12 protein-coding genes are annotated in these 13,553 nt (G+C 33.7%); 2 read left to right on the top strand and 10 right to left on the bottom strand.

What is annotated here, in order from left to right; all coding sequences use genetic code 11:
- Positions 1-84: 84 nt before the first annotated feature.
- From BJG89_RS04610 to fdaB, 6 genes are all read right to left on the bottom strand, one after another.
- Positions 85-342, bottom strand: coding sequence for a type B 50S ribosomal protein L31 (locus tag BJG89_RS04610; RefSeq protein WP_096808773.1), 258 nt, complete (start codon positions 340-342; stop codon positions 85-87).
- 131 nt (positions 343-473) lie between these two features.
- Positions 474-1,790 carry a transcription termination factor Rho gene (rho, locus tag BJG89_RS04605; protein WP_096808772.1) on the bottom strand — a complete coding sequence of 439 codons (1,317 nt, stop codon included), beginning with the start codon at positions 1,788-1,790 and terminating at the stop codon, positions 474-476.
- A gap of 288 nt (positions 1,791-2,078) precedes the next feature.
- Positions 2,079-3,509, bottom strand: coding sequence for an aldehyde dehydrogenase family protein (locus BJG89_RS04600; protein ID WP_096808771.1), 1,431 nt, complete (start codon positions 3,507-3,509; stop codon positions 2,079-2,081).
- A gap of 404 nt (positions 3,510-3,913) precedes the next feature.
- Positions 3,914-4,234, bottom strand: coding sequence for a winged helix-turn-helix transcriptional regulator (locus BJG89_RS04595; RefSeq protein WP_096808770.1), 321 nt, complete (start codon positions 4,232-4,234; stop codon positions 3,914-3,916).
- Positions 4,235-4,324: 90 nt separating this feature from the next.
- Positions 4,325-5,584 (bottom strand): UDP-N-acetylglucosamine 1-carboxyvinyltransferase, encoded by a 1,260-nt coding sequence (locus BJG89_RS04590; RefSeq protein ID WP_096808769.1) that lies wholly within the window; start codon positions 5,582-5,584, stop codon positions 4,325-4,327.
- A gap of 457 nt (positions 5,585-6,041) precedes the next feature.
- A complete protein-coding gene (gene fdaB, locus BJG89_RS04585) occupies positions 6,042-6,902 on the bottom strand; it encodes a class IIb fructose-bisphosphate aldolase FdaB (protein WP_096808768.1) in 861 nt (286 codons plus the stop codon).
- 213 nt (positions 6,903-7,115) lie between these two features.
- On the opposite strand from fdaB, the gene BJG89_RS04580 reads away from it, so the two are divergent.
- Positions 7,116-7,637 (top strand): DUF2529 family protein, encoded by a 522-nt coding sequence (locus BJG89_RS04580; RefSeq protein ID WP_096808767.1) that lies wholly within the window; start codon positions 7,116-7,118, stop codon positions 7,635-7,637.
- A gap of 280 nt (positions 7,638-7,917) precedes the next feature.
- Here the strand turns inward: BJG89_RS04580 and BJG89_RS04575 are convergent, their stop codons facing one another.
- The 3 genes from BJG89_RS04575 to BJG89_RS04565 form a co-directional block, all read right to left on the bottom strand.
- Positions 7,918-9,528 carry a CTP synthase gene (locus BJG89_RS04575; protein WP_096808766.1) on the bottom strand — a complete coding sequence of 537 codons (1,611 nt, stop codon included), beginning with the start codon at positions 9,526-9,528 and terminating at the stop codon, positions 7,918-7,920.
- Between the two features lie 328 nt (positions 9,529-9,856).
- Positions 9,857-10,414 carry a DNA-directed RNA polymerase subunit delta gene (rpoE, locus tag BJG89_RS04570; RefSeq protein WP_096808765.1) on the bottom strand — a complete coding sequence of 186 codons (558 nt, stop codon included), beginning with the start codon at positions 10,412-10,414 and terminating at the stop codon, positions 9,857-9,859.
- Positions 10,415-10,529: 115 nt separating this feature from the next.
- On the bottom strand, positions 10,530-11,393 hold the full coding sequence (locus BJG89_RS04565) for a GNAT family N-acetyltransferase (protein ID WP_096808764.1): 864 nt from the start codon (positions 11,391-11,393) through the stop codon (positions 10,530-10,532).
- Between the two features lie 517 nt (positions 11,394-11,910).
- On the opposite strand from BJG89_RS04565, the gene coaW reads away from it, so the two are divergent.
- Complete coding sequence (gene coaW / locus BJG89_RS04560; protein ID WP_096808763.1) at positions 11,911-12,708, top strand: type II pantothenate kinase; 798 nt, start codon at positions 11,911-11,913, stop codon at positions 12,706-12,708.
- A gap of 139 nt (positions 12,709-12,847) precedes the next feature.
- Here the strand turns inward: coaW and BJG89_RS04555 are convergent, their stop codons facing one another.
- Positions 12,848-13,513, bottom strand: coding sequence for a DUF2750 domain-containing protein (locus BJG89_RS04555; protein WP_096808762.1), 666 nt, complete (start codon positions 13,511-13,513; stop codon positions 12,848-12,850).
- Positions 13,514-13,553 lie beyond the last annotated feature (40 nt).

The raw sequence follows: 13,553 nt of genomic DNA, 5'->3' as shown, positions 1-13,553 counted from the left end.
AGCCACATAAAATTTTAAAATAGCCTATATCTTATATTAAATAAAAAAGCATTCTCATAAAATGAGAATGCCTTATTACAACAATTATTCGTTGCTTGATTTGAATCCGAATTTCTTGTTGAAACGTTCCACACGTCCATCCGCAGCAGCGAATTTTTGACGTCCTGTGTAGAATGGATGTGAATCAGACGAAATATCTAAACGAATAACTGGGTATTCATTTCCATCTTCCCATTCCATAGTTTCAGATGAAGATTGTGTTGAACCACTTAAAAATTTAAAATCAGTAGTTGTATCTAAAAAGATAACTTTGTGGTATTCAGGATGAATATTTTGTTGCATATTTTTCAGCTCCTTTGCCCTGAACCATCTGGAACAGAGTTTTTTGTGAGTTTTTACCCAATACTTGATAATTATAATTGCTATAAAACTAAAACGCAACCCTAAATCATATATTTAAACCATAACTCACATTAAATAATTGGTTTACCAGTTTTAGTACTTTCTTTAGCCGCTTCTTGTAACTGTTCGAAAAATTCTTGATTTGTTTTTGTTCGTTTTAGCTTTCTTACAAATCTTTCAGTAAAATCAATTGAATCAGTAAACATATTACGTAGCTGCCAAAGCGATTCTAGATCTTTTGGTGAAATTAGCAACTCTTCCTTACGAGTTGAACTTCTACCGATATCAATAGCTGGAAAGACACGACGTTCAGCTAATTTACGGTCAAGGTGTAATTCCATGTTACCTGTCCCTTTAAATTCTTCATATATCATGTCATCCATACGCGAACCAGTATCTACTAATGCTGTGGCTAATATAGTCATACTTCCGCCAGCTTCAATATTTCTTGCAGCACCAAAAAAAGCTTTCGGTTTATGCAATGAAGCTGGATCCAAACCACCGGATAACGTACGCCCGCTTGGTGGCATAACTAAATTATATGCACGTGCAAGTCTAGTAATAGAATCCATCAAAATAATGACGTCTTTACCAATTTCTACTAAACGTTTTGCACGCTCTAATAATAATTCCGCTACTTTAACATGATGTTGTGGCGGTTCATCAAATGTTGAATGCACAACTTCTGCTGATTCAACAGAACGTTCTATATCTGTTACCTCTTCTGGTCGTTCACCTACAAGTAATACAAACAGTTCTGCATCAGGTTTATTTGTTGCTACAGCATTAGCAATTTCTTTTAGTAATGACGTTTTCCCCGCTTTTGGAGGTGCAACAATCAAACCACGTTGTCCCAAACCAATAGGCGTAATCAAATCCATTATACGCGTAGAATAATTTGTTTTTGTTGTTTCTAACTTGATACGCTCTTCTGGATATAATGGTGTTAACGCTTGGAAATGTGGTCTTTTTTTAACTTCCTCTGCATTCTCATCATTGACAAAATCAACTTGCAGTAAACCATAATATTTCTCATTATCCTTAGGTTTTCTGACTTTACCAGTAACTTTATCGCCACGTTTAATTTCAAAGCGACGTATTTGACTAGCTGATATATAAATATCTTTTTCACCCTTTGAATAATTGACAGTTCTTAAAAAACCATAACCATCTTGTTGAATATCGTCTAAGATACCCTCCATATAATAGTTTCCGTCTTTTTCCATTTGGGCTTCCATAATAGCAAGAACTAATTCTTTTTTATTTAATTTACTATAATTTGTTAATTTAAGTGATTTTGCCTTTTGAGTAAGATCTTTAGTAGTGTAATTTTTGTATAGCTCGTGGAACGATTCGTACTGAGGTGATGTCCGTACTTTATCAGGCATTATCTTGCACCCATTTCATAAAAAAGTTTTAAATAACATAGAGAGCTACGCTACTTACTTTTATTACTATAGCAAATTTCTTATTTAATTACAAAATGTATTTCACTTTTTGAAATTTATAAAAATAGCTCTGAAGCTAACACACTGTTAAAACAGTACATAACCATACCATGTGTCAAATGATGGTTCAAAGCTCCATAATATTAAAATAAGGGCAACCAATTATATCGTTTGGCTGCCCTTTAAACTAGACTTTTAACTTAAACATTTTAACTTTATTTTATTAAACTATGCTTTGTAATAACCAGCAATAGATTTAACTTCTAAGAACTCTTCTATACCATAGTCTCCCCATTCGCGTCCTAAACCTGATTGTTTATAACCGCCGAATGGTAAGTCTGGTTTACGTCCAGCTTCGTTAATTTCAACTGTACCTGCTTCAATCGAACGCGCTACCTTGTGTAATGTGTCTTTATCTTTACCATATACGTATGATGCTAGCCCATATTCTGTATCATTTGCGATTTTGATGGCTTCGTCCACATCATTATAAGTGATAATTGACATTACAGGTCCAAAAATTTCTTCTCGCGCAATTGTCATATCATTATCCACGTTATTAAAGATCGTTGGACGTGCGAAATATCCTTTATCCAACCCTTCAGGTTTACCAGGGCCACCATAGAATAATTCTGCGCCTTCTTCTACACCTTTATCAATATATGATTGAACTTGGTCAAATTGTTTTTTACTAATAATCGGGCCAACTTGCGTACCTTCTGCACGTGGGTCGCCTACTTTAACTTGGCTGAATTTTTCTTTTACAGCTGTTAAAAATTCTTCTTTAATACTTTCTGGTACTAATGTTCTTGTGCCTGCTGTACAAACTTGACCTGTATTGGTTACTACTTTACCAGTAGCTGCACTCGCTGCACCGTCAATATCAGCATCATCCAAGATAATATATGGTGATTTACCACCTAACTCTAGCGACACTTTTTTGAAATCTTCTGCTGCTTTTCTCATGATGCTAGCACCTGTAGGGCCAGAACCAGTAAATGACATCATTCTTACTTTTGGATGTTCACTTAGTGGATTACCAACACCTTGGCCATCACCATTTACTAAGTTGAATACTCCTTTTGGAACGCCGGCTTTATCAAATATTTCTGCTAAAATAATCGCTGCAAATGGCGTCTCTTCTGACGGTTTTAATACTACGGGACTGCCTGCTGCTAATGCTGCAGACAATTTAAGAGAAGTTTGGTTTGTTGGGAAATTCCATGGTGTGATTAAACCTGCAACACCAATAGCTTCTTTAACAACTAAATCATCCCCACGGCGCTCTTCAAATTCAAAATTATCCAATGCATCACGTGCAGCTTGGAAATGATCTAATCCCATTTGATAATGGACATTTTCTGAAACTTTTAACGGAGAACCTAATTCATCCGTAATCGCTTCAATAATATCTTCTTTTCTATTTTTATATTCTTGAACAATTTTATCTAATAATTCTTTTCTTTCTTGAACTGAACTGTGTCTAAATTCAAAATATACATTTTCAGCAGCATCTACTGCTTTATCAACATCTTCTTTATTACCTTTCGCAATAATACCTGTTACTTCTTCTGTTGCAGGGTTGATTACTTCAATTGTTTCTCCACTTGTACTTTCAACCCATTCACCGTTGATATACTGTTTAGTGAAATTTCTCATCAATGATTCACTCCTTAACTGTGTTGATAATTATATTGTAACCGAGATTTCACATTTTTAAACATATTTGCTCACGTCGACGCTTTACAAACGTTGTTATTATGCGCTTTCTCCTCTTTTATAACACTTCTATAGACGATAGGAAAAACATATAATTTCTCACTAAAGAAGCAGAACAGAGGTCCAAATGTTAAAAAATTTCTATCTCGCTAAAGTTCTTATAATTAAAAAGCTATTTTATAAAATGAATCACAAGTATATTTTTCCAATAGGCAATCAGCAATGCCATAAGAAGAACCTGAGATATTAATTAATACCTCAGGTTCTATTAAAATAAACGGAATATAAAGTATGTTTTGAAATAATACATTGATTAAGAAATCAATCCAAAAAATCAATATCATTTAACTCTCTAATTCAATATATTCTTGCGCCCACTTTTCCATAGGGACCAATGCCGTTGCTAAGGCATCACCTTTATCTGTAAGTTGGTATAAAATGTTCATCGGGCTCGTAGAAATAATTTTTTTCTCTACAAGGCCCCATTCACATAAATCTGTTAATTTTATACTTAGCGCGCGAGGCGTGATTGTTTTCAAATCACGCTTCATATCAGAAAAATGAGCAGATTTTTCTGTACATCTAGATAAGTAATTTATTATAAGACCGTTCCAACTTCTACCTACAATTTTAAAGGTTTCTTCGAGATAAGGGCAAACCTCCATGGTCATCACCTCATATCATTTATATTTTTCATAATAGAAAACGGAAATCACAACCTACAAAAAATCAGTATATTTAGTATACCACATGTATTAAATTTTTTCAGTCCAAATGTCTGCGCCAAGTGATTTTAATGTTTCAACTATATTTGTATAACCACGATAAATATGTTTTACGTTATAAATTGTAGTAACCCCTTCTGCTAGTAGACCAGCTACTATAAGGCAAGCACCAGCACGCAAATCACTTGCATATACTTCTGCGCCAGTTAATTTAGATGGTTTTATTGTTGCAGTACCGTTATCGGATGAAATGTTAGCGCCCATATTTCTCAATTCGTCAACGTGTTTAAAACGCGCTGGATAAATTGTTTCAGTTACAAATGAAACACCATCAGCCATAAACAACAATGGTGTAATTGGTTGTTGTAAGTCTGTAGCAAATCCAGGGTACACCAACGTCTTGATATCAACGCTTAAGTACGGGGCGTTTCTCTTGATAATCGCGCTGTCTTCCCCAACTTGGATGTCTACACCAAGCTCCTTTAATTTAACGGTTAATGGCTCAACATGAGTAGGAATAATATTGTTAATCGCAATGTCTTCTCCACAAGCAGCCGCTATACACATATAAGTACCAGCTTCAATTCTATCTGGAATGACTTGATGATGAGACCCATGAAGTTGGTCTACACCTTTGATTTTGATTGTACTTGTACCTGCACCTTTAATATTAGCACCTAAACTTGTTAAAAAGTTAGCCACGTCAACTACTTCGGGCTCTTTCGCTGCGTTTTCAATTACTGTTTGTCCTTCTGCACGAACTGCTGCTAGCATGATATTTATAGTAGCGCCTACACTTACAATGTCTAAAAATATATTAGCACCTATTAAGCGGTCAGCTTCAATCTTCATAGATGTTTCACTAGATTCATCAATGCGTGCACCCAATGCTTTAAATCCTTTAATGTGTTGGTCGATTGGTCTTGGACCTAAAGGACAACCGCCTGGCAAACCAATGACGCATTTTTTAAATCTGCCTAGCATCGCGCCCATCATATAATATGAAGCGCGCAATGATTCTACTTTATTATTTGGCAAGGGGGCATTTTTAATTTCATTTGGATTCACTTCTAGCGTCATTCCGTTTAAATTGGTTTTTATATTTAAATCGCCCAATAAACTCACTAGCGTTTCTACATCTGAAATCTGTGGAAGACCTTCTATCGTTACTTTTTCTTCTGCCAATATTGCTGCAGGGATTATAGCCACGGCACTGTTTTTTGCGCCATGATTATTAACTTCACCTTTAAGTGTTTGACCACCTCTGATTTTTATCACTTCTTGAGCCATTCGCTTGATCTCCTTTACCTTTCAATCAATATTTCAATTTTGTTACATTATTTGCATTATAAATTAAAAATTTATAGTTTGCAAAACACACCTATGAAACAAAATCTTTTTAAATTAATATTATGTATTACTTCACTTATATATATTTGGTAATACTATTTTTATTCCCAGTTTATTAAAGGTTAAATCCTATTTGTATGTTTTATTTAAATACTATGTAAATAACTTATGTTCAGACTTACAGTTAATCAATACATGCTAATAAATTATAACATAAATAAATAAGCCTGAGACATTACTTTTTGTCTCAGGCTTATTCGTTAAATTGGCAGTAGCTACTGGATTGAAAACACCGGTGTAACAGGATTTTCCTTCCAATTATTAATGCCTTAATGGAACAATGAAATGATATTAGATAAAGTGGATTTCTGCACTACTCCACTTTAAAATAATAATATTATTTAGCTCTATTTGAAGTGCCAAATTCTTTAATTTTACCAATTACTGTCGCTTTAATTGCTTCACGTGCTGGCCCTAAATATTTACGAGGATCGTACATTTCTTTATCTTTATCTAAAGCTTCACGTACTGCTTTAGCAGAAGCAATTTGGTTTTCTGTATTGACATTGATTTTCGCAGTTCCAAATGGAATCGCTTTTTGAATATCTTTTGTTGGGATACCAGTACCACCGTGCAGTACTAATGGTAAACCAGTTGAAGCACCGATTTCTTCCATTTCTTTAAATCCTAATTTCGGTTCACCTTTATATGGTCCGTGAACTGAACCTAATGCTGGGGCTAAAGTATCGATACCAGTTCTTTCAACAAGTTCTTGACACTCTTTAGGATCTGCGTAGATAACGCCTTCAGCAATCACATCATCTTCTTGTCCGCCTACAGTGCCTAGTTCAGCTTCTACTGACACGCCATGTTCGTGAGCATATTCAACAACTTTTGAAGTAGTTGCTATGTTGTCTTCGAATGGTTCGTGTGAAGCATCGATCATAACTGAAGTAAATCCAGCATCAATCGCTTCTTTACATTTATCAAAACTTGAACCATGGTCTAAGTGGATTGCAACTGGAATTGTAATTGCTTTATCGTGCATTAATCCTTCAACCATTTTAACTACTGTGTAGAATCCACCCATATAACGCGCAGCACCTTCAGAAACTCCTAAAATAACTGGAGCGTTTTCTTCTTGTGAAGCTTCTAATATAGCTTGTGTAAATTCCAAGTTATTTAAGTTGTATTGACCAACCGCATAACCATTTTCTTTCGCATCGATTAACATTTCTTTCATTGAAACTAAAGGCATGAAAGTTCCTCCTTAGTGCATTTGCACATATTTTTACAATCTAATTATATCAAAACCACAAGCATTTTGCATTCTTCTATTCAATTGTAAGCGTTTCTAATTTATTTTTTTATTTTATTCCTTTTAAATTACCCTTTAAATTTCTTTTTTTATATAAAATTGCAATATTTTTTACCATTAATTACAATGAGTGAATAGAACGGAGGTACATACATGTCTAAAATTTTAAATACACAATTAAACGGCGTTTTTAATCGCATCGAAGCCCAAGCGTTAGACGTTCAAATGGCTGCGCAATGTTTAATTCAAGCAATCGGAGGTGAGGGTACTGTATATGTTAAAGGGTATGAAGATTTAAATTTTTTTGAAGATTATGTCCTAAATAGTAATGAAAAACTAAAATCTAGCGCCCCGCTAGCTTCAATCAACACATTTAAAGATATTGATACTACTGATAGAGTTTTATTGTTTTCGCCTTATTATACAGAACAATTAAAAAAAGATGTTGAAACTTTAATTGATTGTGATGTTGATTTTGTCTTAATTTGTAATAAACCCAAAACAGAAATCTTTCAAGACCATCTATTTCATTTCATCAATTTAAGCACACCGAGACCGATTGTGTATACTGAGGATTACGATAAAATTGTTACGCCTCATCCAATTGCTTTTAGCTATATTTATTATGATATATATACACAAATGATTGAAATGGTTAGAGATCTAGATCTTTAGAATAATAAAACGATTTTTTACATATACTACACTTTAACCTCTACAAATTGTCCAAATATAAAAAGCGCACCTTCATTTCAAAAATGAAGATGCGCTTTTTAAGTTTGTTACACTAAAATCATAAATGCCAGTAATAGTAATTAGCCGCATTCGAAACTTCATGAATATTAAATCATGAAGTTTTTGGCAAAGTTAGTGATAATTATAAGAGGTCAACGTAATTATATCTACGCTACGTTTCGAAAGCACTCATAACTTTGCTATTATCACGTTAATATCTTTATTTTGTTTGTTGATACTTTAATGACGCTTCAATAAACGCTTTAAAAATAGGCTGTGGTCTATTCGGTCTTGATAAGAATTCTGGGTGAAATTGGCAAGCAACAAAGAAATCATTTTTCGGAATTTCTACCATTTCAATTAATCGTCCATCTGGGCTTGTACCTGAGAAAACCATGCCATTTTCTTCTAGTTGATCTCTATATTCATTATTGAATTCATAACGATGACGATGTCTTTCTTCTATATCTACTTCATCATAAATTTTATGTGCTAATGTGTTCTCTTTAATATGACAAGGATATAGCCCTAATCTTAACGTGCCTCCTAAATCTTCAATATCTTTTTGTTCTGGTAATAAATCAATAATAGGATGTGGCGTTGATGGATCTAGTTCTGCAGAATGCGCATTATCTAAACCAATTACATTTCTTGCAAATTCTACTGTAGCAAGTTGCATGCCTAAACAAATGCCGAAGTACGGTACATTGTTTTCTCTAGCATATTTAATAGCTGATATTTTACCTTCACTTGCTCTGAAACCAAAGCCACCAGGCACTAAAATACCATCAACATCGCTAAGTACCTCTTTAACATTGTCATCAGTAACTTCACTTGAGTCAATCCATCTCACATCAATATCTTTTTTAAATGGATAACCCGCGTGTTTAAGTGATTCGACTACTGATAAATATGCGTCTTGTAAACTTACATATTTCCCTACTAAACCAATCGTTATTTTACCATCTAAACTATTCACTGTATCTAATAAGTATTGCCATTCATCTAATTGCGTATCATATTTTGGATTTAGCTCTAAACGACGGATTACAATATCATCCATATCCTGTTGGCTCAGTTGTAGCGGTATTTCATATAATGATTCTGCGTCACGACATTCAATTACACTTTCTTTATTAATATCGCAGAACAATGCAATTTTATCTTTTAAATCTTGTGTTAATTCATATTCTGTACGTACTACAATTAGGTCTGGTTGAATACCTAACCCACGAAGTTCTTTAACGCTATGTTGTGTAGGCTTCGTTTTCATTTCACCAGCAGCTTTAATAAATGGTAAAAGTGTACAATGTACGTACATTACATTTTCGCGTCCTAAATCACTACGTATTTGTCTAATTGCTTCGATAAATGGTAATGATTCTATATCACCCGTTGTACCACCTATTTCAGTAATAACTACATCAGCATTTGTACTTTCGCCTGCTAAAAGCAAACGTTCTTTAATTTCGTTGGTAATATGTGGGATAACTTGGACTGTGCCTCCCAGATAATCACCGCGACGCTCTTTTTTCAAGACGTGCGAATAAACTTTACCAGCAGTAACGTTTGAATATTTATTTAAATTAATGTCGATAAATCTTTCATAGTGACCTAAATCTAAATCTGTTTCTGCACCATCATCTGTCACAAAAACTTCACCGTGTTGATATGGACTCATAGTGCCAGGATCAACATTTAAATATGGATCAAATTTTTGGATTGTAACTTTTAATCCTCTATCTTTTAATAAACGTCCTAAAGATGCTGCTGTGATACCTTTACCTAGTGAAGATACAACTCCACCAGTTACAAAAATAAATTTTGTCATTTTCTGCCTCCTATTATTATTAAAACAGTAATTCATTCAATACCAACAAAATATATGGCATGTACTATTAAACATTGAAGTAATTATCATTTATGTAAACGCCTATTTCCTATTGTTCATATGATAAAAGCATAACCCCGGAAAATAGCGTCATAAATTAATATTTTATAAACTTTATATAGTAATTCAAATAAAAAAATCGCTCCCTCTCACAGTATTTGTAAGGGGGAGCGTATAACATTTATACACGTCGTCCTAATTTAAGGAGCCCGAATAAAATTTTATCATTTTCACGGGAAAAGTCAAATGAATATTAGTAGATAATGAATTATTTTTCTTCCTCTTCTTCGTCATCTTCATTTTCTTCATATTCATCTTCTTCTTCTAAATCTTCATCTTCTTCCTCTTCTTCATCGATCACGATTTCATTCTCGGGAATTTCTTCGTCAACTTCTTCTTCATCCGGGTCTTCTGGATCTTCTAAAGTTTCTTGGTCATCCGTCGCTGTCGGGATATCATCATCTTCGTCTGCATCATCTTCGCCAAGTAATTTCAATGTTTTATCTTCTTCATCTTCTTCTTCTAAAATATCGAATTTTTGAATCGTTGGCGCTATTTTTTCTTCAATGTCTGCTACTGAATACCAGTCACGTAGTCCCCAAATATTTTCCCCAACATTTAAGAAACGACCGTCTGTATTCAAATCAGTATAGAATTGTACGATTCTATTTTCAATCTCATTATCTTCGTAATGACCAAGCGCTTTAAATTCATCTATGATATCATATAAATTCATTGTATCGCCTTTTTCAAGTAATAACGTATAGGCCATATCGATAAATGATTTCTCATCAACCATTTCTTTTGTGTAATCTTGAATTCTCATTATTTATTCTTCCTTTCAGAGGCATTTATGCATTTATCCAAATCAGTACTGTTCATCTTAAGTAATAATAACAAAAGTAAATTATAAATGACAATCCTTGATTTCGCAAACGCATTTAATAATTTATATATTTTTCAAATACAGCAAAATCTTCGCCGCTTTCAATTTCAACAAAGTTACTGTTTATACATAACGGTTTTAATTCATTGCGTTCCCCGTACAGCGTTATCGTAACAAATTGCGCGCCTACAAATTTTTTTCGAATATAGGTTGGCAGTTGTCTTAATGCACTTTCAGCAATACCGTTATGTCTCTCACCTTTATTCACTTCAATAGAATTTATATTAATTCGTTGCTGATGTTGCTCGATTGCAATAAAACCAACTTTACTGCCATCCTTAATCATATCAATCATATGATGCGTTTCGAAAGGTGATTCGTTATCATTAGGTTTTAATTTTAATGAAGATACATGCTTCAAATCTAAATCTAAATAATATAAACGTTCCTTACCAATAGGTCCTTCTTCTTTTGTAGCAGTATGCATAAAGCCTGCCCGTTCGTATACATTCCATGCGCCTTTATTTTCAGCATCTACGACTAAATACAAATGATTAAAACTCGGAAATAACTTTTGTACGTATTGTGGTAAATGCATCATCATTTTTGTACCATACCCATATCCTTGGAAACGTTCATTTACAGATAAAGATCGCACATATATGACTTGTTTGGGTGTGTCATAACCCTCGTGTTGATAATATTGATGTAGCACAAAGAAGCCTACTACTTCTCCATCTTCATTTAATGCAATATTAGCTATTCTATCTTTATCACTGAGCGCATCGTCGAGTACATCTTTAGGTAACGAGGAGTATATTTGTTGCCGCTCGCTTAATTTAAAATGATGTAATGCAGTTTTATACTTATTTTCAAATACTTGTATCGTAATATTTTCAAACGATTCTTTAATAAACATATCTTATCCCCTATTATTTTAACTTGTTAATTAGTTATTAATACCACATTTGATTTAAAATAATCTAAATATGAATATTTCAAATTATTAATAGTTCAAAAAACAGTTCACATTCCAATTTACTCCAGGTTACTTTTCACTTCATCATGCCCATCATTTTAGAATGCTTTAGGAATATCACCATACTTGACCTTACTTTATGAATTATACATTTCTTTTTAAGGGGACAAACCGTCGAACGTTAATCATGATACTATGCGTATCATGACGCATTTACATTTATACGCCCGGGACGTTAATTTGTGAGGTTATTACCATCTACTAGCCGTTTAGAATATAGTTTTTTCCTTTGTACTACCAAATACGTTTTTGTAAAAAGTATGCTTTGTTTATCTTGCTATTCTAATAAAAAGGCTGGACATCGTTCAAATTATCCCTTTCCAATTCTCTATATTTGATTTTCCTAAATTTTATTATAATATAAGTTATAACGTAAATATTTTAGGAGGATAAATAGATGAAAATAGGCATTGATGCCGGTGGAACGCTCATAAAAATTGTCCAAGATTATGATGGAAAACGTGAATATTCTACCAGATTAACCACTGAAATTAATGAAGTCATCGAGTGGTTAGACCGACAAGTGTGTGAAAGTATTAGTTTAACAGGAGGACAAGCTGGTACTATAAGAGATAGGTTAACGTGCCCATCTCGGATTTTTGTAGAGTTTGATGCTGCTGCAAATGGACTTGAAATTTTGTTAGAGGAGCAAGGACACCAATTAGACAATTATATATTTACCAATGTAGGGACGGGCACATCACTTCATTTTTCAGACGGTAAAAAACAACAACGTGTCGGCGGTGTAGGCGCAGGTGGCGGAATGATACAAGGCCTTGGTTACTTGCTGACTGGACTGAAAGACTATAAACAATTAACAGACACAGCCCAAAAAGGCGATCGTGAATTCATTGATTTAAAAGTAAAACACATTTATAAAGATAGTGAACCACCTATTTCAGGTGATTTAACTGCTGCAAATTTTGGCCATGTATTACATAACTTAGATAAAAGCTTCTCTAACGCTGATAAATTAGCATCATTGATTGGAGTTGTAGGTGAAGTCATTACTACGATGTCTATTACAGTCGCAAGAGAATATCAAACTGAAAATGTAGCTTACATTGGGTCTTCATTCCATAATAATGACTTACTAAAAGAAGTTGTTGAAGATTACACTGTATTACGTGGTTTTAAACCCTATTATATTGAACACGGGGCATTTTCTGGTGCGTTAGGCGCAATACATCTTTAAAACAATTATTACCATGAAATAAGTACGCTGAAATGGATTCAATACTTATTTCATGGTAAAAAATAGGAACAGTTACTGTCTTAAATATGCTGCATATTTATAACTAGTAACTAGATCCATCACTTCATATATTTCTCGACTAAAACGGTAATTGATCTAACATTTTTTGCGCTGATACTACAGTGCCTACTACGCCCGGTTTCAAATCAACAGCTACTGCTTTGTCATCATCTCTCAAAATATCTAACCATTCTGCAAATACTTCGCCTTCTACTTCGATAATATCGCATTCTTCAAAATCTTCATTTCTTACTTTTTCAGCCCTATTTCGGATACTCCACACCGGCATGATGTGCGGTTTTTGGTGTTCATCATCACTGATCATTATAAATTGCTTAGCCTCTTTATTAGAGAGACCGAACACAGCATCTTCTTTAGCAACATCCATTACAAATTCTTTTAACCGAATTTCATCCAAATCTGACATTAATTCATTCGTTGCTTCAACAATATTAACTAAATCTCCATCAGTTTGTGAGGAAGGATCCATCAATACTTCCTCACCTTCTTCGAACACATCGTCTATTTCATATGTTACAAAACGATCAATATCAATTTTTTTAATTTGGTCATAATCGGTGTCATGTTTAGTTAAGAAAGTCTCAGCTGTTTCTTTATTTGTCCAAACACAGATAATTTCCTTTCCTAATACTTCATGTCTAATGAGTTGTTTTGATTTTGTTGCTACATAAAAAATTTCATTTACTAGTATATCTTGAAAAAATGAACTTGCTTTATAAGACATAATTACACCTTCAATTCATTTATATTATTTAACCATATTT

The sequence above is a fragment of the Staphylococcus nepalensis genome (assembly GCF_002442935.1).
GTDB classification, from domain to species: Bacteria; Bacillota; Bacilli; order Staphylococcales; family Staphylococcaceae; genus Staphylococcus; species Staphylococcus nepalensis.
Note: the sequence above shows the minus strand (reverse complement) of the source record. Positions and strands in the feature narration are given on the sequence as shown.

Coding starts and splice junctions, on each gene's coding strand:
- BJG89_RS04610 (WP_096808773.1), bottom strand. CDS start 342: ATGCAACAAAATATTCATCCTGAATACCACAAAGTTATCTTTTTAGAT.
- rho (WP_096808772.1), bottom strand. CDS start 1,790: ATGCCTGATAAAGTACGGACATCACCTCAGTACGAATCGTTCCACGAG.
- BJG89_RS04600 (WP_096808771.1), bottom strand. CDS start 3,509: ATGAGAAATTTCACTAAACAGTATATCAACGGTGAATGGGTTGAAAGT.
- BJG89_RS04595 (WP_096808770.1), bottom strand. CDS start 4,234: ATGGAGGTTTGCCCTTATCTCGAAGAAACCTTTAAAATTGTAGGTAGA.
- BJG89_RS04590 (WP_096808769.1), bottom strand. CDS start 5,584: ATGGCTCAAGAAGTGATAAAAATCAGAGGTGGTCAAACACTTAAAGGT.
- fdaB (WP_096808768.1), bottom strand. CDS start 6,902: ATGCCTTTAGTTTCAATGAAAGAAATGTTAATCGATGCGAAAGAAAAT.
- BJG89_RS04580 (WP_096808767.1), top strand. CDS start 7,116: ATGTCTAAAATTTTAAATACACAATTAAACGGCGTTTTTAATCGCATC.
- BJG89_RS04575 (WP_096808766.1), bottom strand. CDS start 9,528: ATGACAAAATTTATTTTTGTAACTGGTGGAGTTGTATCTTCACTAGGT.
- rpoE (WP_096808765.1), bottom strand. CDS start 10,414: ATGAGAATTCAAGATTACACAAAAGAAATGGTTGATGAGAAATCATTT.
- BJG89_RS04565 (WP_096808764.1), bottom strand. CDS start 11,393: ATGTTTATTAAAGAATCGTTTGAAAATATTACGATACAAGTATTTGAA.
- coaW (WP_096808763.1), top strand. CDS start 11,911: ATGAAAATAGGCATTGATGCCGGTGGAACGCTCATAAAAATTGTCCAA.
- BJG89_RS04555 (WP_096808762.1), bottom strand. CDS start 13,513: ATGTCTTATAAAGCAAGTTCATTTTTTCAAGATATACTAGTAAATGAA.